The sequence below is a fragment of the Congregibacter variabilis genome, assembly GCF_045689235.1.
Lineage (GTDB): Bacteria > Pseudomonadota > Gammaproteobacteria > Pseudomonadales > Halieaceae > Congregibacter > Congregibacter variabilis.
The window spans coordinates 1881988-1904040 of sequence record NZ_CP136864.1; the positions used below are offsets into that span (position 1 = coordinate 1881988).

Annotated in this window: 17 protein-coding genes, 1 tRNA gene and 1 pseudogene; 8 read left to right on the plus strand and 11 right to left on the minus strand. The window is 54.8% G+C overall.

Annotated features, from left to right (window positions below; all coding sequences use genetic code 11):
• Window positions 1–40: 40 nt before the first annotated feature.
• The gene (locus R0135_RS08260) at window positions 41–1480 is read right to left on the minus strand and encodes a coniferyl aldehyde dehydrogenase (RefSeq protein ID WP_407349782.1); all 1440 of its coding nucleotides are present in this window, start codon (window positions 1478–1480) and stop codon (window positions 41–43) included.
• 104 nt (window positions 1481–1584) lie between these two features.
• On the minus strand, window positions 1585–1698 hold the full coding sequence (locus tag R0135_RS08265) for a DUF3604 domain-containing protein (protein WP_407349783.1): 114 nt from the start codon (window positions 1696–1698) through the stop codon (window positions 1585–1587).
• A gap of 51 nt (window positions 1699–1749) precedes the next feature.
• Between R0135_RS08265 and R0135_RS08270 the strand changes: the two are divergent.
• Window positions 1750–1881: pseudogene (locus R0135_RS08270) on the plus strand (transposase); the annotation flags it as partial.
• A 105-nt stretch (window positions 1882–1986) separates the two neighbouring features.
• On the opposite strand, the gene R0135_RS08275 reads toward R0135_RS08270, so the two are convergent.
• Window positions 1987–2063 (minus strand) — tRNA-Met (locus tag R0135_RS08275).
• A gap of 410 nt (window positions 2064–2473) precedes the next feature.
• Here R0135_RS08275 and R0135_RS08280 point away from each other — a divergent pair.
• From R0135_RS08280 to R0135_RS08295, 4 genes are all read left to right on the plus strand, one after another.
• A complete protein-coding gene (locus tag R0135_RS08280) occupies window positions 2474–3640 on the plus strand; it encodes a sulfotransferase (protein ID WP_407349784.1) in 1167 nt (388 codons plus the stop codon).
• 214 nt (window positions 3641–3854) lie between these two features.
• Window positions 3855–4454: a lamin tail domain-containing protein gene (locus tag R0135_RS08285; protein ID WP_407349785.1), complete on the plus strand. Its 600-nt coding sequence runs from the start codon at window positions 3855–3857 to the stop codon at window positions 4452–4454.
• Between the two features lie 166 nt (window positions 4455–4620).
• The gene (locus R0135_RS08290; protein ID WP_407349786.1) at window positions 4621–5829 is read left to right on the plus strand and encodes an EAL and HDOD domain-containing protein; all 1209 of its coding nucleotides are present in this window, start codon (window positions 4621–4623) and stop codon (window positions 5827–5829) included.
• Window positions 5830–5919: 90 nt separating this feature from the next.
• Window positions 5920–6762 (plus strand): HDOD domain-containing protein, encoded by an 843-nt coding sequence (locus tag R0135_RS08295; protein WP_407349787.1) that lies wholly within the window; start codon window positions 5920–5922, stop codon window positions 6760–6762.
• A gap of 107 nt (window positions 6763–6869) precedes the next feature.
• Here R0135_RS08295 and R0135_RS08300 read toward each other — a convergent pair whose 3' ends face one another.
• The 7 genes from R0135_RS08300 to R0135_RS08330 all read right to left on the minus strand — a co-directional run bounded on the left by R0135_RS08300 (window position 6870) and on the right by R0135_RS08330 (window position 15762).
• Entirely contained in the window at window positions 6870–7643 is a 774-nt protein-coding gene (locus R0135_RS08300; RefSeq protein WP_407349788.1) for a fumarate reductase iron-sulfur subunit, read from the minus strand.
• Window positions 7640–9619 (minus strand): fumarate reductase flavoprotein subunit, encoded by a 1980-nt coding sequence (locus R0135_RS08305; protein ID WP_407349789.1) that lies wholly within the window; start codon window positions 9617–9619, stop codon window positions 7640–7642. The genes R0135_RS08300 and R0135_RS08305 overlap by 4 nt, the downstream gene beginning before the upstream one ends.
• Window positions 9619–10344, minus strand: coding sequence for a fumarate reductase cytochrome b subunit (locus R0135_RS08310; protein WP_407349790.1), 726 nt, complete (start codon window positions 10342–10344; stop codon window positions 9619–9621). The genes R0135_RS08305 and R0135_RS08310 overlap by 1 nt, the downstream gene beginning before the upstream one ends.
• Window positions 10345–10453: 109 nt before the next feature.
• The gene (locus tag R0135_RS08315) at window positions 10454–11890 is read right to left on the minus strand and encodes a TolC family protein (RefSeq protein WP_407349791.1); all 1437 of its coding nucleotides are present in this window, start codon (window positions 11888–11890) and stop codon (window positions 10454–10456) included.
• Window positions 11887–12924: an efflux RND transporter periplasmic adaptor subunit gene (locus R0135_RS08320; protein WP_407349792.1), complete on the minus strand. Its 1038-nt coding sequence runs from the start codon at window positions 12922–12924 to the stop codon at window positions 11887–11889. Before R0135_RS08320 ends, R0135_RS08315 begins: the two co-directional genes overlap by 4 nt.
• A gap of 2 nt (window positions 12925–12926) precedes the next feature.
• Window positions 12927–14684, minus strand: coding sequence for an ABC transporter transmembrane domain-containing protein (locus tag R0135_RS08325; RefSeq protein WP_407349793.1), 1758 nt, complete (start codon window positions 14682–14684; stop codon window positions 12927–12929).
• A gap of 115 nt (window positions 14685–14799) precedes the next feature.
• Window positions 14800–15762 (minus strand): MBL fold metallo-hydrolase, encoded by a 963-nt coding sequence (locus R0135_RS08330; protein WP_407349794.1) that lies wholly within the window; start codon window positions 15760–15762, stop codon window positions 14800–14802.
• Between the two features lie 26 nt (window positions 15763–15788).
• On the opposite strand from R0135_RS08330, the gene R0135_RS08335 reads away from it, so the two are divergent.
• The 3 genes from R0135_RS08335 (at window position 15789) to R0135_RS08345 (ending at window position 20894) form a co-directional block, all read left to right on the plus strand.
• Window positions 15789–17249 (plus strand): amidase, encoded by a 1461-nt coding sequence (locus tag R0135_RS08335; protein WP_407349795.1) that lies wholly within the window; start codon window positions 15789–15791, stop codon window positions 17247–17249.
• Between the two features lie 163 nt (window positions 17250–17412).
• On the plus strand, window positions 17413–19932 hold the full coding sequence (locus R0135_RS08340) for a TonB-dependent receptor (protein ID WP_407349796.1): 2520 nt from the start codon (window positions 17413–17415) through the stop codon (window positions 19930–19932).
• A gap of 401 nt (window positions 19933–20333) precedes the next feature.
• Entirely contained in the window at window positions 20334–20894 is a 561-nt protein-coding gene (locus tag R0135_RS08345; protein ID WP_407349797.1) for a helix-turn-helix domain-containing protein, read from the plus strand.
• Here the strand turns inward: R0135_RS08345 and R0135_RS08350 are convergent.
• A complete protein-coding gene (locus R0135_RS08350) occupies window positions 20881–21957 on the minus strand; it encodes a COX15/CtaA family protein (protein ID WP_407349798.1) in 1077 nt (358 codons plus the stop codon). The two genes, R0135_RS08345 and R0135_RS08350, sit on opposite strands and share 14 nt — an antisense overlap.
• Window positions 21958–22053 lie beyond the last annotated feature (96 nt).

Sequence of the window (22053 nt, forward strand, 5' to 3'; positions counted from 1 at the left end):
TCTTTGAGAGTTTTAACAATGAAAAGCATGTGCAACTGACTCAGCTATTTTGTTTGAGGGTGAACTCCAAAAGCTTGTCTGCGCGGCCTTTATAGGGTGGCATCAACATATTCATTACTCGCAGGGGGCCTTGGTAAAACACCGGGCGTTGTTTTGAAAATGTCAGGAAACCCTCTTTGCCGTGGTAGTGACCCATGCCAGAGTTACCAACACCGCCGAAGGGCAGGTCATGCAAAGCCGCGTGTATAAGACCATCGTTGACACTAACGCCACCAGACAAGGTGTTGTTGATGTACCACTGAGCAAGCTTCTTATCTTTGCTGTACACATAAAACGCCAGCGGGTGGGGCTTGCTGTCGATGTAATCGATCACCTCCTGTGGGTTTTTGTAGGTTTTGATTGGCAGCAGCGGACCAAAGATCTCTCTTTGCATAATGTCCATGTCGTCGTTGACGCCAAGGACAATGCGCGGTGCCATAAGACGTTTTTCGGGATCGCTATTCCAGTTATCAAAGATGTCGATAATCTGAGCACCTTTTTGCCGGGCATCGTCTAACGTAGCGTGCAGTCGATCCCAGGAGCGTTGATCCACGATAGATGTGTAATCACCGTTATCAGGATTTGGGTAGCGCCGCTGGCAAACAGCTTTGGCCGCCGCTACAAACTCATGGACCTTGTTCTCGGGCAGAAATAGATAATCCACATTGGTACATATTTGCCCGGCGTTAAATAGCTTCACCCACATAATGCGCTCGGCGGCCGTCGTTATGGGGTAGTCGGGCGCAACAACAGTGGGAGACTTACCACCGAGCTCCAATGTCACGGGCGTTAGGTTTTTTGCACAATTACTCATAACGGCTTTGCCGGTTTGGGGCGAGCCTGTGAAGAACAGATGATCAAAGGGAAGCTGCGTAAAGCTAGGGCCTCTACCGCCACCATCCTCAAAGAAAGCGAGTTTTTCCTTGGGCAGATATTGAGGGGCAAGTTCTTTTAACAACTGAGCCGTGTTCTCTGAGTTCTCGGACATTTTGATCATCGCGGTGTTACCCGCAGCAAAAGCACCGGTGAGCGGTGCAAAAGCCATGGATATGGGGAAATTCCAGGGAGCAACGATTCCCACCACGCCCAGAGGCTGAGGCATGAGCCGCGCTTTCGCAAGCGGGTACTGGGTGATATCAAGTCCACGACGCTCGGGTTTCATCCAGTGTTTTAGGTGCTTCATTGCTGCTTTTAAGCCTTCCTGATTCTGGATTAGTTCGGACAGTATTGTCTCGTGCCGGGAGCGGCGCCCAAAATCAGCATTCACCGCATCAATAAGCGCTTCTTTGTGATCCACAAGCAGGGCATGCAAAGCGCCAAGGTGTTCTATGCGTTCTTGGCGGGATGGATTTCGGTGATCTCTAAACCAGGTCCGTTGCCGTTGAAAGGTCTCTGAGAACTCGGTGGGAATGAGTGTTTCTTGCGATAGTCGTTGGTTCACGGCACAAGCTCCAGCTAAGCAGGTAGAGCTTTAAATACTATGCATGTTGCGCGTAAGAGACTGTCAAATTGCTGACAGTGAATACGTCATGCGCTGCCATTGTTTTACTGCGGCCGATACCAAATTGGTGACGTCCATGCGCGCTCCTGAATCGATGTGGGTAGGTGCGCGGGTACGTCTGTGCCCAATGCCGGGCTTTTGATCACTAACGAATACACGTGAGCAATCGATCCTACTGCCCGACATCAAACGGCTCTTCATCACTAACGGGGGACACCGAGGGCTTCCATAACAAGATGGAAATGATGAGTAGGCGAGCCTATGGATTTAGAAATTTTGAAAACTATCGACTGCGGGTCTTAACCCACTGTGGATGGGATGGCATGATTAACCGAGCTTAATGAAAACCGGTGTATCCCCCGTTAACTGGGTAGAGCCAGCGGGTAGAGCCTATAGCCGTAGAGCCTCCGAAGGCGCTGTAAGATACTGAAAATTAAGGAGAAATTTGGTAGCTACGGGTGGACTTGAACCACCGACCCCAGCATTATGAATGCTGTGCTCTAACCAGCTGAGCTACGTAGCCACGGCGTTTTGCAGACCCCCGTTGCGGGGGACGCGAATTCTCTACATTTGCCCCCCTCAAGTCAACCTCCTAAGTCAAGAGACTGGGGTAGTCACGTCAGCGCAACTGCGCAACACGATGCGCTTTAGGCAATCACTCGAGGGTTGATCAAGACACTGCAACTGCTCTGCCCGCAACAATCCGCTCTTGAGTAAGGTCACAACAAGAGATTCGCTCAACGTACAGCGCAGGCCATTGCTACTATTTGGAACTTTCACCTCGGCTCCTTGTTTTATATCTCCTCGCCACATTAACGATAACAATTCTCATTTGCAACAAAGAGACCCGCTTCAGAAGCGCGTAGACAACGAGACCGAGGCCAAGCTCACGTATGATGAACATCATTGTTTCGCTAATGATTACCCCGCTCCATGAGTGCAAACGGCCCGATACAAGCTGCGCCCCAAAATCACGAGGACATGATTCATATCGTGGGCATGTACAAGTGTGGCACCTCCTGGCTGCTGCATATGCTGGCGGCCCACCCACACGTTGTCGGATGGCGAGAGTTTGATGCAATACGTGCCGCTTATGCACCGCATCGACGAATTCTTGAGCTACCCATAGCAGGCCTGGACTACCTGCGTCCTCGCCCACAAAATAATGCCTGGATGCGACGTCGGGAGCACTCCAGCCTGCGGCCCGCTCAGGATGTTTTTCGGGAGATGTTTTTGGCTCGAGGCTGGATACCGATTATGGGTTCCGATAAACAAAGGCAAGCAGATGAGTTTGATACAGAAGATCTGGATGCGCTTCTAGAACAGCTTCTTGCCCTGGGTGACTATCGCCTGCGACCCAGCACCGCGCCGCTTATCGACCCAACACGTCACACCGACAAGCTTGGTGTGCAAAGCTTTCGTCGTAACGATCTGCTGACGCTTATGCAGGCGGTAAGAGACTGCAGTCACACTGAGAAAATCCCTACGCTGTTTTTTGAAGCGCTGCGTTCCCAAGCAACCACAGGGTCTCGTGTTGCCACCAAGGCCGCCGATCAACTGATGCAACTTGCTGCTTTAAAACATGCATCTCCCGGTAGTCAAACCATTGCCATTGTGCGAGACGGTCGCGATGCGGCCATTTCAGCGCAACATTTTGAGCGCTTGATGCGCAAACAAGAGGCACCATGGCAAACTCAAAATGCGAGTTACCTGCGTCGACTGCTCGGCTGGTCTATGCGCGCAGCAAAGCTTGCCGAACATGCGGCTCGCGGAGAACTTACGGTACTCCGTTACGAGGATCTGCATACTGATTTCAACCAGCTGTGTCGCGCGCTTTTCATCAAATTGGGACTTGATGTAACACCCGAGATTATTGAGTGTGTAAAAGATGCCACGGACTTTTCGACTGTCACCGAGGGTAGGACGCCCGGAGAATCGGCAGACCATGAGATTCGAAAGGGGAGCTTTGGCGAATGGAAGGATGCTTTGTCGAGCTCCCAAGCTGCACTTGCCTGGAAACTTGCAGGCGACAGTCTCAGCGCGTTTGGCTACACCCGCAGGGGTGCCATCGAAGCATCACCATTAGTACTTAGCTGCTGATGAGGCATTGATAACAGCAGCAGAGCAAAGTCGCACAAACAAGATAGATCCCGATCGCTAAAGACGTTCGCTAAGCCAAGGGGAGTTGTCATTCTTCTACACCACTTTCGTGTAGGGCCAACTCATGATTAACAACCACCACTCGCTACCGTCCCATACCGCTATCCGACGGTCCGCACTTCAGTTCTTCTCGCTTACAAAGGCACTATTAGCATTGACGACCGCCGGTGGGCTGCTCGCCTTCACCAGCAATGCTTTCAGTAGCCCCATCCTCAGTGAGATTCATTACAACGGCGTCGCCAGTGGCTCCGATCCCGACGAGTTCATTGAGCTAAGCAATGACCGCGAACTCAGTGTGGACCTCACAGATTGGCGCTTCACTCAGGGTATCTCTTATGTTTTTGCCGCCGGCTCGACCTTGGAACCCGGAAAATCATTGGTTCTCGCTCGAGATCCCGACGGGTTTCGAAGTGTCTTTGCTGACTACGTCGGGGACATCTTTGACTTCTCGGGTGCGCTGTCAAACGCTGGCGAGACGCTCACCCTGAGCAATGCCGATGGCATCGAAGCCTGGTCGGTAAGTTACGACGATAGCGGAGACTGGCCAGAGCAAGCCGACGGGCTGGGGAGCTCTCTTCAGCTGATCTTTGGCAGCCTTGATTCAAGCAAGGCGAGTAACTGGACAGCACAGCCACCCACGCCTGGCTATTGGCGGGCGACAAATCCAAGCCCCTCTCCGGTACACGCACCTATGAGTCTCGCACTTCTTTGCATCGGATTATTCGCACTGCGGTCACGCAAAAGGGTGCTTTGAATCGACAAAATAAGCTCAAAAACCCAAGCAGCCCCATAGATTCATAGGAAAAATGTGAAGGCCTCCCTTTCATTGGCTCGCCGCAGCCCTCAAACTTGCGCCTGGGATCTCGGAACCTTATTTCAAAACCCGCTCAACGAGATCAACCGTTACAGGGCCGCCGTTTATGTCCGACTTCTTTATCGGAAGACAACCGATCTTTGATGACAAGGTCAAACTATTCGCCTATGAACTGCTCTTTCGCAGTTCCGACACCGGCGCTGCACCAAAGGATCTGGACGATGATGTGGCCACCGCTCAGGTTTTAAGCATCAGTGAAGAAGTGGGCCTGACGCAGCTAGTGGGCGACCGTCCTGCCTTTATCAACCTTCCTCACAAATTTCTTGTGGAGCCAGAGCTCCTCCCCTTTGAACCCGACAACGTTGTACTGGAAGTGCTTGAACACGTTGAAATAGACGATGAGGTCATCCGGGGAATGGCTGCACTGGGCGAGCGCGGCTATACCATGGCTCTGGATGACTTCGTCTACGACGCACGCTTTGACACTGCATTGAAGCACGTAGCCATAGTAAAACTGGAAATCCCACAGATCGCACCAGAGAACTGGGGCACAGAGATTTCCCGACTGAAGGACCTTGGGGTTAAGGTACTGGCGGAAAAAGTAGAGACCAACGAAGAATTCGAAACACTCAAGGCTCTGGGCTGCGACTATTTCCAGGGCTACTTTTTTGCCAAGCCCAAAGTCGTCACGGGCAAACGGCTTGCACCCAACAAACTGGCTGTGATGCAGCTCATGTCCAAGATCAATAATCCAGAGACTGACATCGACTCCCTCAGCGAGCTCGTAAGTCGTGATGTTGCTATCTCTGTACGCGCCATGAACTACGTCAACTCTCCAGCCGGAGCACTCAACCGACGCATTGAATCGATTCGCGAGGCGGTGGTTTACATCGGCAGAGAAACCATCAGACGCTGGGTAACACTTCTGATTATGGCCAGACTCGACGACAAGCCAGGGGAACTGGTCACCATGGCCCTGGTGCGCGCCAAATTCATGGAGCTATTGGCGCTCGAAGCTGAGCAAGAGGATGCTAATGCATTTTTTACCGTTGGCCTCTTCTCTGTACTCGATGCCTTGATGGATGCTCCCCTCGAAGAAGTCATTGACACCCTGACTATCCCCCGGGAACTGCACGACGCTCTGTGCCAACACCTTGGCAACAAGGGAGCATCCCTGAAACTGGCAAAAGCACTGGAATACGGTGAGCTCTCGAGTTTCGAGCAGTTCCAGATTCCAGCGCCAGTGATCGCCAGCCTCCACCAATCGGCGACGCAATGGGCCGACGAGACGCTCGCAGGGATGGCAAACTCCTAGGTCCGGCAAACTCCCCAGAAAGCTGCAACTGCTGCTAAACTGACGCGCGTTTTAAGTAAGCAAGAACAAATACACCGAGGGCCAACAGCAATGAGTAATCCGGCATTTGAGTTTGTCCGCCAGCTGGGCATGGAGCTAGCGGCAGGCGAGTTTGACCTTCCGCCTTTCCCGGACACTGCTATGCGTGTGCAGCGATGCGTTGCTGACCCCGATTCCGATATCAATTCTCTGGGTGTCATTGTCGCAAGCGAACCCGCTTTGGCCGCGAGACTTATGCGCATGGCCAACTCAGCAATGATGCGCCGCGGACCCATGGAAGTCACTGACATCAATACGGCAATTTCGCGCGTCGGCATGGATATGGTGCAAAACGCCGCCGTGTCCTTCGCTGCGCGTGAGGCCTTCACCTTCCCCAAGGGCAGCCCTTTTATTGAGGACCTGAACAAGCTTCGACTGCACAGTGTAAAGGTTGCATCACTCAGCTACGTGTTGGCCAAAAACAGCCGCTTTGTTGGCAAGCCTGACGAAGCAATGCTTGCGGGCCTTCTTCACGCCGTGGGTAAGTTTTACATCCTCACCAAGGCCGCTGACCACCCGGAGCTCTTTACCGATCGCGAAGCGGTAGACGGACTGTTGGCTCAGTGGCACACCGGCGTAGCCCGCGCGATTGTCGAATCCTGGGATTTCCCTGAGTCCATAGCCATTGGTGTTGACGAGCAAGAACTCAAAGAGCGCGACCGGATATCTTCAGCCGACGTCAGCGACGTTTTGTTTATCGCAAACATTCTCGCCCGCGCCGGCGTCAAAGTAGCCGCCGAGCTAGGTGACCTGGACGCACTGGCGCGACTTAGAATGAGTAACGATGCGCTTGTGAAAGTACTTGAAGACAGCGAAGAAGAAATACAGTCAATGATTGAGGCACTCAGCGGCTAAGGACTCACAGCGAAAAGCGTCAAGGATGCATCGCTCTTTGTCGCCTTGAGTAAAACGAGTAAGCCGGGCAAGAGTCGAGCAAGAGTCGAGCAAGAGACTATCCACGTTTATAAGGCTTCTCTAAGCATCGCTCGGCGTAGATAAGCGATCTGTGTTCCCAGGGATAAATCCTTGGGGCAGACATCTTCGCAGCCGAGCAAGCTCATACAGCCAAACACCCCGTCGTCATCACCGATGAGCTCGTAGAAGGCTGCATCATCTCTGTCGTCTCGCGGGTCCAGACGCAGCCGTGCAAGCTTGTTTAAGCCCACAGCACCCACAAAATCATCGCGCATTTGCGCGGTACCGCAAGCCGCCACGCAGCAGCCACATTCAATACAGCGATCCAGCTCATAGATATCCTCGGCGAGAGAAGGCTCCATGGGCTCTTCCACCTCACAGGGGTCACGCTCAGTCGCTGCGCCATCAACCCATATCTGAAGACGCTCGCTCATTGCGCGCATCCAACGCCCTGTATCCACCGACAAATCGCCGATAAGTGCAAATCCAGGCAACGGGGCAAGGCGTGTAGGACTTTGCAAACTCGACAGTAGTGTTCGACAGGCCAGTCCCGGCCGCCCATTGATCAGCATGCCGCAGGAACCACAAATCCCGGCTCGACATACAAAATCAAACTGCAAAGACGGATCCTGCTGTTCTCGAATTTCTGACAGTGCGATAAATAGCGTCATCCCCTCGGTCAACTCTACACAATAGCTCTGCCAATAGGCTTGCTCGGATTCATCAAGCGGATTGCATCGCAAGACTTCCAAAGTAAACAGCTGGGTCGTTCCAGAGGATGAGCGATCACTCGCCAACACCTTTATCGGTGGCTGATTCATGGTGTTTGATCCTCAAGCTTGGGACGCTGATTCAGACCACGATAGCTCGGGGGCAGCTCGCTGCGAAACGGCATCAACGCATTCTGGCGTTGCTCGCCCTCAGGGTAGCGATCGCAGGTAGCCGCCACCTCATCGACTCTGCGAGCACTGTCTGGATGCTCAACAAAGTCCTGCGCGCCATAGCCGCGCCACCCTGGAGGCAGCTCCATGCGCAGCACGTCAATGTCTTCGTAACGCAGTGTCGGCTCCTCAGCGCCTTCAGACCATTGGGCCAGCGTTCGCTGTAACCAGTCCCGGTCGTTCCGCTGCGGGTAATCCTCTCGATAGTGAGCGCCTCGGCTTTCGGTGCGCGCCAGTGCGCCCTGAGCGACACACAGTGCCAACTTAAGCATTCGAGGGAGTCGATACGCCGCCACCAACTCGGGGTTAGCACCCGGCCGGCTGCTGGCCAGACGCATCATTGCGCTTTGGCGAAGCAGCGTACTAAGCCCGTTAACAGCCTCCTCCAGAGTCTCGCGATGCCGAAAGATCCCCACCTTATCGGTCATCAGATTTTGCATTTGGGCCATCAGTAATAAGGGGTTTGCGGTGTCAGTACCGCTCGTCAATGCCGTCAGACCGCGCGATTGCGCGGTAATCGCATCTCGCGCCAGTGTTGGGGAAACCCGCAGCTCGCCGTCTGGGCTCTCGCAAAAGTCCGCAATGTATTCGCCGACAAGCATGCCGGCCACCACCGTCTCGGCAACCGAGTTCCCCCCTAAGCGGTTAAAGCCATGCAGATCCCAGCAGGCTGCCTCACCGGCCGCAAACAAGCCCTTCAACCCATAGGCCGCGCCCTGATGATTCGTACGAATACCGCCCATGGAGTAATGCTGGGCCGGGCGCACAGGAATCAGGGATTGCGCCGGATCTATACCCAAAAAATGCTGACAGATTTCCTTTACTTCCCGCAGACGGGAATTGATATGCGCCGCCCCGAGTAGGCGAATATCCAGCCACAAATGCTCACCAAAGCGGCTGTGCGCTGCATTACCCGCGCGAATATGCTCCTCCATACGCCGGGACACCACGTCGCGAGAAGCCAACTCCATTTTCTGCGGCTCGTAGTCCGGCATAAAGCGATGTTCAGCGCCATCCAGCAATAGCCCGCCATCACCGCGACACCCCTCGGTGACAAGAATACCCGCGGGGAATATACCCGTAGGATGAAACTGCACGGCTTCCATGTTTCCCAACACGCCCCGGCCAGTTTCAAGTGCAATGGCCGCCCCCATTCCCTCATTGATAATGGCGTTGGTCGACACCCGATAGATCCGCCCAAATCCTCCGGTGGCAATGCAGGTAGCTCTTGCGATGTACGCAAGTAAGGCGCCGGTCTTTAAGTTTCGGGCAACAACGCCGCAGCAGCGCTCGCCGTCGCAGATCAGAGCCATAGCCTCCATGCGCTCATGCACAGGAATCGATTCAGCCACGGCCCGATCAGACATGGTGTAGAGCATGGAGTGACCGGTTCCATCGGACACATAGCTCGCGCGCCACTGAGCCGTCCCGCCAAAGTTACGCGCAGTTATAAGTCCGTGTGCGGCGTTCGACTCCGTGATGGTTACCCGCTGACCGTTCACCACCACCTCATGGTCGCCGCGTTCTACCCGGTTCCAGGGCACCCCCCAGGCAGCAAGTTCTCGAATTGCTTTTGGCGCGGTCTCGGCAAACATTCGAACGACCTGCTGATCGGCGCCCCAGTCGCTACCTCTTACCGTGTCGGCAAAGTGCACAGTCTCGCTGTCGCCGCGACCCTTTGTGGTGTTGCCGAGACTGGCCTGCATACCGCCCTGCGCGGCCGCAGAATGTGAGCGTTTCGCGGGAACCAGACTCAGAGTAATAACATCGAGTCCTCGTCGCTTGGCCGCAATAGCAACACGCAGCCCCGCAAGCCCTCCTCCCACCACCAACACGTCTGTGTAGATCACATCCATCAGTGGCTTGCCTCTATCGCCGTAGGGTCATAGCGCACTCCCGCGCGAACAGCCTCTTCCTCACCGATACGCAGATAGGCTTGCTGCGTCGCAAGACCCAGCACCAGAAAAAACGTCACCAAGCCATACACCACGCGGCGAAGCCTCTGGCGTTTTCTGACGCTATCGCCCAATCCAAACCAGCCCCACTTGATGATCAATCGATAAAGACCAATGCCCGCATGCACCTCTACGGAGAATAAGAGTATGAGCCCGAGCACCCAGCCGCCGTCAGCAATACGCGCGGAGGATGCATGCGGGCCGATGTTCGCCGGGTGAATAAAAAGCTCTAGAAGATGCGCTGTGGCAAAAAACATGAGGACCAGCCCGGTAAGCACCTGCAGCAGCCACAGAGTGGTCTCCTCATGGCGCATTCCGCGCATGTGTACCAGCCATGCTCGCCACTGACGGTAACCGTCAGGCATCTTACGAATAGCAAGTACGGTATGCACCGCAAACAGCACAAATATAGTCAGCGCCACAAGACTCACCAACCAGGGCTGTGGCGTATCAAAAAACAGGGAACCCTCGAAGAACCGCGTAACCCGAAACATTGCAGACTTCCCCAGAAGAATGCTCGACACGGCAAAGAGGTGCGCCCACATGAAGAGGACCAGTAGCAGGCCCGTTAGCCCCTGGACCAAATCCAGCCAGGCCGGCCAACGTTTATCGGAGAGTGCTAGCAAGCAAATCTGCCCCGGAGCCAGTTAGGCCCTCACTGTATAACAATGGCAGATTATGGATGTGGTCGCAGCGGGCGATATTGACCTGCCGCAAGAAAATGCCACTCAGCGATTAGTAGTTCTCATCGATCCCCAGACGCGGCAGATTAACCGTTGCGGCATCAAAGTTGGCCTGCGCTACCCGCGTGCGCTGATAGGCGGTGTAAAAACGCACCCGTGCATCGGCGGCTGTTTCTTCCCGGATATTCACCAAAAAGAAGTCGCTGGCTCCCTGCTCAAACCGTCGGACCTCGGCACGCCGCATAGTCTCAGACAGTTCAACATCCTGCTTTGCCAGCTCCATAAGCTGTCTCGCCGTATCTAACTCGAGAAGGATGTTACGCAGTTCTATCTCGACCTGGTCTTCCAGGCGTCGCTGCTCCTGACGCAAGGACTCCAGCTCGGCGCGAGCCTGAGTGATCTTACCTTTTGCCTGGCGTCGCTCCAGAGGGACACTAAAGGTAAAACCCACAATAGCGTCGGTCCCGTCGCGCGATGCTCCGCCCTCTCCGATGGAACCAAAGCCCTCAGCGAGCTCAAGATTTAAATCCAGACGCGGCTTTAACTCGTTTTCAGACAGCGCGATTTTCTGCAGCGCCCGTTCGGCCCCGGTCTGCAGAATTCGCAACTCTGGACGTTGTTCCAGGACTGAAGAAACGTCCAGGGAGCTTGCCGACGGCAACGGAGGCAAGGTACCGAATTGCTCCTCCGAGGGCAGTCGCTGCGCGCCGGGCATAAGCGGCTCGCCATCTTCGTCACGAAGATAAAAAGCCAACTGGTTTGCCGCCACCTGAAAATCCCGCCGGGAAGCTGTCATAAGCGTCTGGCGTCGAGTGATGTTCTGTCGATTTTCAGTAATAAAAATAGCTGCGCGACGACCGCTGCTGACTTCCCGCTCAAGACCTGTCTCGCGCTCTAGCGCAATGCGCAAAAGGTTATCGTATACAGCCAACTCCTGACCCGCCGCCACCCAGCGCCAATAAGCTGCCAGCGCCCGCTGTTGTACGCCGACTTTAGTGAGCAATACATCAAGCTGGGCCTGCACAAGAGCGAGCTCTGCATCTATCTGACCGAAGCGCCGGGAATCAATATCACGATCCCGGAACATGCTGAACAAGACACCCAATTTGGCGGTGCCGCCGTTATTTGTGAAGTACTCGTCCTCGTAGATCGGAAAATCGCCGTTGGACAATGAATATTGGCCGTATAGCTGGGCTCCGAGAGGCCGAAGCGGCTTCACCACGTTGCCACTGAGGGCCGTGCCGTCGTAAAACCCATCGACCCGGTCAAAACCATCTGCACCAAAAACCAGATCAAAAGCACCCAGGGACTCGGTAACCCGACCCTCGGCCGCTTGACGCTGAGCCAAGGCCTTGAGTATCGACGGAAAATGCTCCTCGGACGCTGCGAGCACTTCTTCAGGTAACAGCGGCATCTGGGCCAGCGGAACGTCCGCCCGCAGCCCCGGTGCAACGCTAAGCGCAACTAAAAGTAAGGTACGAGCGATCACTGGCTTGGCATCACCATAGGATCACCCTGACCGGGAAAATTCGGCGGGAAGTTGTTGAGTTGGCGCCAGATTTCATAGCCTACCGAGACTTCATCAAGCAGCACCCAGCTACGCGCTTTGGAACCGAAGCGCACAAATCTTCTATCGGGCCAGGCCACGCCGGTATCCTCGTCTTCCTCGACCAAAATCCGAAAGCGACCGTTGCTCTGTGCTGTAGGATCAATCGCAATGACGTGTCCGCTAAAGGTACCCACTGCCACCGATGGCCAGCCACTTATCTGAATTACGGGCCAGCCTTCAAACTGAATTCGGACTTTTGCGCCCTCTCGAACCAACGCAATATCACGGCCATCAACAAACATCTCGATAGCGCGCTCAGCGTTATCAGGTACAAAAGTGGCAACGACCTGCCCCGCGCTGATAAACGTGGCTGCATCGCCGGCGTTTACCCGCAAAATCGTGCCGTCGCGGGGTGCCCGCACAATCTGTACCGACTGACGAGAGAGGTTCACATCCACTCGGCTCAACTGGGCCCCAGCCTCCGCTACGTCTGCACGCAGCTGCTCCACTCTGATGCGTGCCTGCTCATATTCCCGACGTGCAGACAGCCCTTCGTCAAACAGCTTCTCCATGCGCCGCTTGTCAATCTGCGCGATCTCTAAAGCCGTCTCCGCCGCGGTGAGCTTGGCCATCACTTGCCCACGCTCTGACTGTAAACGCTCCAACAGCTGCGGATCGTTGTCGACAATTTTGACAATAGGATCGCCGACCTTTACCCGGGAACCATCACGGACATACCATTCCTGAATTCGGCCAGGCACCAGCGCGTTCACCTCCTGCATACGGTCATTTGGGTTCAGCGCCGTGACGTTTCCGGGGCCACTTGCGGTCTGCACCCAGGGAACAAAAGTCAAAAACAAACCTACGAAGAGAAAGAAAAACAGCAAGCCAAACCCTACAACCCGTGCAACCCTGGGCACTCCAATGGCATTAAGCGTCGTGAATTTTTCGTTGTGATAGTTAAACAAAGCCATCCCTAGCGCTCCTCGTTCAATTCGGCGGCGTTCTCGCCATAAATCGATAGAGGATTGCGCAGCGGATGTTCTTCAAGACCCATAAGCTCACACAATGACTGATAGTCACTCACCATCACTTGCTGCTCGTAGCCTAGCTGCAGGTAGTGATCAAAGCGCAGGTCTATGTTCTCGTAGGTAAAGTACACAATCGTGGTTTCGCAGTTCTTCTGTAGCGCATCCATTGCACGCAGCAGGAACACTTCGGGCATACCGTCATAGGCCTGAGTGAGTACCAAAATTCTGGGCTTGGAAATAATCGCCGCCGCCAGCTTGAGCTGCATGGTCTCGACAATCGACAGAGGCCAACCGGTACCCACTAATTCAGTATCCAAACCTTGTGATAGCTGAGTAACTGTCTCGGCAAGGCCGACGATTTCCAGCACCTCCATGACATCGACAGACTCGGCATTGGGCGCTGACAGCCTCAGATACTCACGGATGCTGGTCTCCACCGCATTGGGCCGATCCAGCATGATGATTTCCTGGCGCTTCTCGTAGGCCTTCAACTCGCGAAGATCCATCCCTCCAACGGCAATGTACCCGCTGTCCGGGGCTTCGTGGCCGCGCACCAGGTTGGTAAAGACTCGCTGGGCGCGATGGCTGTCGGCATAGACACATACTCGCGAACGGGCAGGGATCTTAAAGTCCAGAGTAATGGTGGGCCCCACAACAACTTTACTGAAGCTCAGCGAGGAATCACCTTCAATACGTTTGTGAGCGTCGGTAGGCATATCCTGCTCGACCTGAAAAAACAGCGATAACTCGTCCACCGCGCCACAGACGTCATACAGATAACTCAGGTAAATCCCCATTTGTGAGATACCCAGAAACACCACGGACAGCACCAGCTCCGCAGCGACCAACTGACCCAGAGAGAGCTCACCGATGATCACCAGCCAACCGCCCAATCCCAGTAAGGCGGCACTGGCCGCCGCATAGATAAACAGGAAGCTGAGTGTCTGTGAAAAGTGGTGACGGAAATGCCGTCTATGCTGCTCCATGTAGGAACCCGTTACTTCATCCGTTCGGCGCAAGGCCTCAGAGATGTGCATCTCACTCTTATAAAAGCCATTGGCGTGACCCAAAGACTCGAGCCAGGAGGCGCTGTGGTGCTTACGATGTGACAACTCCACGGCACTGCGAATACCCCGTCGCCCCCAAATCGTCCAGACCAGCCAAATGAGAAACGCTATACCCGCGTTGAAAGCGAGCAACACCGGGTGATAGGAAGACACCAGCAAAAACCCCACCACCGTCTGAAGTACGATCGTGAACCCGCCCACCAGTAAGTTGGGCAGCATTTTCATAATAATAATGATGTCGAAGTAGCGGTTAAAAAGTGCGCTCTTACCGCGGTCGTCAAAATAAGGATTTCGGGCGTAGATCGTCCGAAGAGCGATCTCTGACACCATCCGCGCGTAAAAACGGCGTCCGAAGACATCCATAATGTAGATACGCAATGCGTTTAGACCACCGGCGAGCAGCAATAAAAAGAACAACGTCAGTGAGAGCACAACCAAGGGCGTCGTGAGGCCGATGTTTGCCACCGTATTAATAAGCATCTGAACTGAAACGGGCGTCGCCAGCGACAGCAAGCTAATACCCAAGCCATAGACAATCGCAAGGGCGTAGTAGCTACGCTCGGGGGCTAAAATCCCAAAGAAAAAACGAGTCAGCGACGAAAGTGGATTCTCAGCTGCAGGGTGTTTGTCGACCATAGTCCGGGGGGCCATTTACGTGATTAGCCCATTATACGTAAACCCGATGAATTTGGTTGGGTATTTGGCAATATGCTTAAAGCCAAAACGCGCAGACTCAACGACAGACCCTCTTCTAATCCAGCGAGAAGCAGCTTAGATCCTCAGCCACGTCCACCTGAGCCGCAAAAACGGATTCCACCAGGGCAGCGTTGCCGGGCAAATCCGCTAGCGAGCGCGCCATAAAGTGACTCAAAAGAACGCGCTTTGCCTTTGCCTCTGCGGCTATCTCGCCCAAGCTTGACGGCGGCGCATGCAAGGCACGTGCACCCGAACCCGCGGTCTCAGGAATCGGCATGTGCAGCACGAGCAGGTCTGCGGCCTGAGCAAAATCGACAAATGCGTCGGTACGACCGTCCTGATCCCCGGCGAACACCACAACTCGATCATCCACCTCAATACGGTAGGCAAGCGCTGGCACGGGGCCGTGTGACACCGCCATCGCTTCTATGTAGATTCCGCCACGGGCACCCTCTACTTCAACGGCTGCTCGCTCCCCAAGATCATTGGCAACCGTGGTCAGCTTAAGAAGGGGCATCCCCCCCTTTCCGGAAAGATACCCATCCAAATACTGGTAAGCGCCCGAGCCCGTTTGCAGCATGCTCGCAAGGTACTCATCTAGGGAAGGAAAATGCACATTCTTATTGCCACCGGCAGCAGGCCCGGCCAACGCCAGCGAGCGAGAGCGATTTGCGAAATAGCCAGACTTTAAAAGTGCCGGTAGCCCCGCAGAATGATCAGCATGCAGATGTGTCAGGACAATTGCGTCCAAATCAGAAAACGATGCGCCAGACTGCGCAAATCTCAAGATTGCACCGCCTCCCAAATCGACCAACACCCGTGCCTTACCATCGCGCCAAACAAGGTAGCCACTGGAGGCGCGGCCATCATCTGCGATGGGACCACCGGAGCCCAGCACCTGTATTGAGACACCGGACTGTGACGAACAACTCTGGGCCAACGCAGCGGCGCTGCCAAGAACGGGGTATAGCCCCAGTAGCACACAAGCGATAAGCTTTCGGCTCAATATTGTCTTCACGCACACATCCGTCGGGAATCAAGATTATGAGCATACTTTACCGCAGCGCTTTTGGACTCGCTCAAGACATCAAGGCGGGCAAGCTATCGGCGGTCACAGTGCTGGAGTTTTATTTGGATCGCATTGAGCGTTTTAATCAGGACATTAACGCCGTAGTGGCACTGGATACAGATCGCGCTCTTGCCCGGGCCGTCGCTGCGGATGAGGCTGCTGCGAACAACGAAGACTGGGGACCTCTGCACGGCGTACCCATGACCATTAAGGATGCCTGGTGCACCAAAGGTCTGGTGACTGTTGGCGGCATTCCCGAGCGCCGGGACTTTATTCCCAAGCAAAACGCAGTCGCTGTGCAGCGACTCGTGGATGCCGGCGCTATCGTGTTTGGTAAAACCAACGTGCCGTTTATGAGCGCCGATCTTCAATCCTTCAACGAAATTTACGACGTTACCAACAACCCCTGGAATCTTGAACGAACCTGCGGCGGATCATCGGGCGGAGCATGTGCTGCGCTGGCCAGTGGTCTCACGCCTCTGGAGTTGGGGAGCGACATCGGCGGATCAATCCGCACGCCCTGCCACTTCAACGGTGTCTTTGGCCACAAAAGCAGCTACGAGCTGATCACCAAGCGTGGCCACCTGCCCCCGGGCGAGAACGTCTTGTCAGAGCCCGACCTCTCTGTGGCAGGCCCACTGGCGACCTGCGTAGATGATCTGGAACAGGCGCTGGCTCTGCTGGCGGGCCCGGCGCCGGATATCACTGCGCATCCTCTGCCGGCGCTTCCCACACCGAGCTTTCGCGATGCGTCGCACCTGCGCGTTGCTGTCTGGGCCGATGATGAATTTTGCCCCGTGGAGAACTCCATCGCCGAACATATAGAAAGCGCCGCACGGACCCTTGAGAGTCTGGGTGCATTTGTGGACCGCAATGCACGACCCACCATTGATCCAGCGGCGAACCATGCGAATTACATTCAGCTGCTGATGTCGGTAATCGGCGCTGACACGCCAGAAGAAGTGCGACAGATGGCCCGCGATATGGTGGCCGCCGCCGAGCCAGATGACATGAGCGAGCCCATGCTGCAGATGCGCGGCATTGCACTGGACCATAAAGCCTGGATTATTCAAAACGAAATTCGCCAACATACCCGCGTCGCCTGGGAGGCCTTCTTTCGCGACTATGATGTTCTGCTGTGCCCCTGTGCGCACGTTCCCGCCTTTCCCCATGATCATCACCCCGATATGCAGGCGCGTGTCATCACTGTTAACGGAGAAGACCGACCCTACACCGATGTTCTGAAGTGGGCCGGGCTAACGCTGAACGCTTACTTACCCGCGACAGCGGTACCGCTTGGGACCACAACTGACGGACTGCCTGTGGGCATGCAGATCGCCAGTCGTTACCTTGGGGATAGGACCACACTTGCTGTGGCTCGACTTCTGGAAACTCACCATCGCGCGTTTGTACCTCCGCCGGGCTACAACGACTAGTCGTTTCCGAAGCCAGACAATGCACCGCGGTGGTGCATACCCTTGTGAAAATTATGCTTTAAATTACTTGCCTTCACGCAGGGAATTTACCTACGATTCATAGCAGGTCTACAAGCGCCTCCGCTTGATGACTTATAAATATAAAATCACAAGGGGAATATCCATGTCTGCGACTTTTCGCACGCTGCCGCTACTCGCGGCTGTCTCACTGGCAACGCAATCTCTCACCGTCGGTGCTCAAGTTCTCGAAGAAGTCATCGTCACCGCACAGAAACGCGCGGAGAGTCTTCAGGACGTACCGATTTCTGTATCTGCAATCCAGGGTGAAAAAATCCAGGATGCCGGCATTCCAAATATGGCCGCACTCGCCGATTACGTTCCCAACCTGCACATCGCGGATGCGCCGGTAAACACCAACATCTACATGCGCGGCGTGGGCTCAGGTAACAACCAGGGTTTTGAGCAGTCCGTGGGTATGTACATCGATGGCGTCTACATGGGCCGTGGGCGTCAGTACCGGGCAGCGTTTTTGGATGTCGAACGCGTCGAGGTCCTGCGTGGACCGCAGGGCACCTTGTTTGGCCGCAACACGGTTGCCGGAGCGGTGAATATCACAACCGCCAGCGCACGCGCGGGTGACGAACTCGAGGGCCAGATCATGGCGTCCGCCGAGTCATTCGACGGCCGGATCGTTGAAGGCTTTGTAGGCGGCGGCCTCACAGATACCCTCGGGGCACGACTTGCTGTTAAGTATCGCGAAACAGATGGTTTTGCGGACAACGTTTTTCTTGGTACCCCTGAGGGTAGCATCGAAGAGCTTTCCTACCGCCTGTCTTTGAACTGGCAGCCGACTGACGAGTTAAACGTCAACTTCAAGTTCAGCCAGTCAGATTACGAGCGAATCGGCTCAACAACAACGGGCAAAGTCTTTTTAAACGCGGCCGAGCGAGACCAGTTTGTCCCCAACCGCTCCGCCTTCGCCAACACGGCGTACAGCATCATGGATGTGTTCTACCCTGGCTATCAGGAACAGACCGGCCGTGAGTTCGAGGTATTCAAGGACAATGGTTACGGCCGCTCCCGGGAAGATGGCATCGGCATTGGAATCAACCCTGACAGCTCAGACAACGACCTCACCAACATGGTATTGAATGTGGACTGGCAGGTGGGTGAACTGACTGTGACATCAGTCACGGGCTGGTCGGAGTATCAGTATATTGATGGCGCCGACGTTGACTGGCTGCCGCTGCAGTTTATCTCCCGCGACGATGACCAGACCTTTGAGCAGTTCAGTCAGGAGATCCGCATTGCCTCTCCCGGCGGTGAGTTTTTCGACTACGTAGCGGGTGTTTACTACGACCAATCGGACCTCGAGTTTGATCGTCAGGTCGCTATCGATACCAACTTCGACGGACTGTTCCCAGAGTTTCTTTCGATTGTGACACCCGGGAATCCTCCGCCTTCAGTCCTCCCACAAAACCTGTTGTCTGCACTAACTGGAGGTGCCTACGACATGAACCAGGTTTCGCGGAATCATAATTACCAGTTGGATTCGGATTCCCTGGCGGTGTTCGCCCAGGGTACGTTTAACTTTACGGACACATTGCGCTTAACCGTGGGTCTTCGCTACACAGAAGAAAACAAAGATGTGATCAGCACGCAGTTTCTGAGCGATCAGAATTCCGGACTCCTGAATCCAAGCGACAGTTACTTCCTGCACTTGATTCAGGCTAACAGCTTCAATGCCTATGCCTACGATTTCAGGGAAGATCGGTCCACTGATGCGCTGACGCCGTCATTCAATCTACAGTGGAATGTGGGTGACGACAGCATGCTCTATGCAAGCTTTTCTCAGGGTTTCAAGTCGGGCGGTTTTACCGCTGCAGATGATGGCAATCCCGGCGATCTAACTCCCACTGCATTCCCCTGTGCGCCCAACCCAGACTTCACGGTTAACCTTGATGCCTGCTATGACCTGTCCAATCCGAACGATGACTTTGAGTTTGGAGACGAAGAGGTAGATGCTTTTGAGATAGGCGGAAAGCATACTCTGCTCGATGGTGGTATGACATTGAACTGGGCTCTGTTCTATACAGAATACACCGATCTGCAAACCGCCATCTTCGAGGGTCTTGGCTTTGTGGTGAAAAATGCAGCCGGCTCAGAGATCTTTGGTCTTGAGGTAGATGCCCTGTGGCAGGCTACAGACAACCTCCGACTGGGGGCGAACTTTGCTTATCTCGACGCTAGCTACAGTGATTTCGACGACGGTCCCTGCACCGCCATTCAATTGGATGCCAATCCTAATTGTTCGGTCGAGCAAGGAAACCCGCTGTCTGGTGAGCCTACGCTGTATGCCTCGGATTACAGTGCCTCCTTCTTCTTCGACTACATCCGTCCCATGGGCGACATGGAGCTATTCGTAGGCGGCGAGGTTAACTACCGGGACGCTTTCCAATCGGCAGGTGACAACGACCCCATTGACCTAATCGACGACTTCACCAAGGCCAATTTACGCGTGGGACTTCGATCGGGTGATTGGGAGATCATGGCCTATGGACGTAACATCTTCGATGAAGAAGTCTTCATGCAGTCCTACGACACACCTGTATTGGCGGGCTCTCACTCCAGATACATGGAAGAGAGTGCAGTATGGGGCGCTCGTCTGAAGTACAGCTTCTAAGCTGAACCTCACAAGCGTTTGAAATGCTCGCCTCGTGCGGGCATTTTTTTGCCTGCAGCTTTGTCACCACCACTCTCGCAAAGAGGCTTGGGAGCACGACCATGACTGTCATTACGCGTCTCGCTAACGCGCTCCTGCGGCACAGCTAGGCATCGGAGCACGACCACAACTGTCATTCCGCGTCGCGCTAACGCGCTCCTGACTGCTCCATGACAGTCATGCCCGCACTCCTTGCGACCTATGCACGGCGATTACTGAGCGACCGGTGTCAGGCAAGGCGCTGGTATCTGTTGCGTAGCAGTCAGGAGCGCGCAGCGCGACGCGAAGCAATAGGTGCCAGCGTCTTGCCGAATCAAATCAGACATGGCTATGGGTAATGCTATTAGTCATATAATGCAGCCATGACCGACTCAACCAGTAGACTTCTGGGCGAACGCGTAAGCCAATTACGCCAGCTCCAGTCCATGACCCTCGAGCAACTCGCGGCCGCTTCGGGCGTCAGTCGCTCTATGCTTAGTCAGATTGAACGCTGCAAGGCCAACCCGACGCTTGCGGTGACCCAACGGATCGCGCAGACCTTTGGGATCAGCATCGGCGAGCTTGTTGATGATCCCAATGCCAGCGCGAGCATTGATGTGGTGCGTGGTGACGATCCCGGAACACTGTTTCGAGCCGATAGCGAGTGTGAGTTACGCACTCTTTCACCGCTACAGCTTGAAAAGAATATCGAATTCTACGTAATCACCCTGCAACCCGGTGCCGAGCTCGCAAGCGCCGCGCACTTTGAGGGAACCCGGGAGATGTTCTCAGTCTCCCAGGGCGCAGCGACCGTCAGTACGGGTAACAGCGAGGTTGCATTGATGACCGGAGACACCGCTCACTACCGCGCCGACATACCTCACGTGATTCGCTGCGAGGGCGAAGAAGCGCTGAAAGGCTTTTTGGTAGTCAGCTATCGCTAGGGATTAGCCCCTGGCGACGCCGAAGGGTGTGTACCGTAAACAGCAGTACCGTAAGCAGTAAAATTGCCCCCGCCTGATGTCCCGCCGCTACAGGAATCGCCATGCGCGTCAGCAAGGTACTGATTCCCAGAGTGACTTGTAGCAACAGCGCTGCGATCACCGCGGCGCCGGCAAGTCGCAAAAATCCATCGGCGTTCTGGAGCAACAAACGCAAGCCAAAGCCACCTACGATCATCACCAAAAGGTAGGCAAAAATACGGTGATTGAACTGAATGGTGGTAACGTCCTCAAATGCCGCCAGCCATTGCGGCGTGCCTTCATAAAGACCTGGCGGGATAAACCCCGGACCCATATTCGGCCAGGTCGGATAGGCGTAGCCTGCATCGGTACCCGCGACCAGACCTCCCGACAGAATCATCAGGTATACCAGCAACAGCAGCACCGGGGACCACTTTGCCAGCCCCTTCATGGAATGTGCTGCCGGAGACTTTAGCGGCAGCGCAGCGCGAGGCCATAAGTTAAGGAATTGCCAAACGATCGCTGCATATAGCGCCACCGCAAGACCAAGGTGTGCCGTAAGACGATATTGAGACACGCTGGGACGATCCACCAGACCACTCTTCACCATGTACCAGCCAAGAAGACCCTGACACCCTCCAAGCAACAGCAACAGCAGCAAGCGCGGCATAAGGCCCGGCCGAATAACGCCGCGCAGGGCAAAGAACAGCAAAGGAATCACAAACAGCAAGCCAATGAGGCGACCAAGCACCCGATGCAGGTACTCATACATAAAGATCACCTTGAACTCATCAAGACCCATTCCCTGGTTAATCTTCTGGTACTCGGGAAAGCGCTGATATTTGGCAAACACTTCCTGCCAGGCGGCCTCACCAATGGGTGGCCAGATACCCATAATGGGGCGCCATTCCACCATGGACAAACCGGATTCAGTAAGGCGTGTAACGCCGCCTAGCAAAATCATCCCGTAGATCACCACGGCACAGCAAAGTAGCCAAAGAGCCAGCTGACGGTCGTGGTGTGCTTGATAGGCGCGTGAAAACATAGGTATCCCGACAAAAACGGCCGCAATGATAGCGGAATCACAGCGGCATCGCCCAGTAGGAATGACGAAGTTTAGACCCTAGCCTTAGAGACCCGA

Coding starts and splice junctions, on each gene's coding strand:
- R0135_RS08345 (WP_407349797.1), top strand. CDS start 20,334: ATGACCGACTCAACCAGTAGACTTCTGGGCGAACGCGTAAGCCAATTA.
- R0135_RS08280 (WP_407349784.1), top strand. CDS start 2,474: ATGAGTGCAAACGGCCCGATACAAGCTGCGCCCCAAAATCACGAGGAC.
- R0135_RS08305 (WP_407349789.1), bottom strand. CDS start 9,619: ATGGATGTGATCTACACAGACGTGTTGGTGGTGGGAGGAGGGCTTGCG.
- R0135_RS08335 (WP_407349795.1), top strand. CDS start 15,789: ATGAGCATACTTTACCGCAGCGCTTTTGGACTCGCTCAAGACATCAAG.
- R0135_RS08295 (WP_407349787.1), top strand. CDS start 5,920: ATGAGTAATCCGGCATTTGAGTTTGTCCGCCAGCTGGGCATGGAGCTA.
- R0135_RS08290 (WP_407349786.1), top strand. CDS start 4,621: ATGTCCGACTTCTTTATCGGAAGACAACCGATCTTTGATGACAAGGTC.
- R0135_RS08300 (WP_407349788.1), bottom strand. CDS start 7,643: ATGAATCAGCCACCGATAAAGGTGTTGGCGAGTGATCGCTCATCCTCT.
- R0135_RS08340 (WP_407349796.1), top strand. CDS start 17,413: ATGTCTGCGACTTTTCGCACGCTGCCGCTACTCGCGGCTGTCTCACTG.
- R0135_RS08325 (WP_407349793.1), bottom strand. CDS start 14,684: ATGGTCGACAAACACCCTGCAGCTGAGAATCCACTTTCGTCGCTGACT.
- R0135_RS08320 (WP_407349792.1), bottom strand. CDS start 12,924: ATGGCTTTGTTTAACTATCACAACGAAAAATTCACGACGCTTAATGCC.
- R0135_RS08350 (WP_407349798.1), bottom strand. CDS start 21,957: ATGTTTTCACGCGCCTATCAAGCACACCACGACCGTCAGCTGGCTCTT.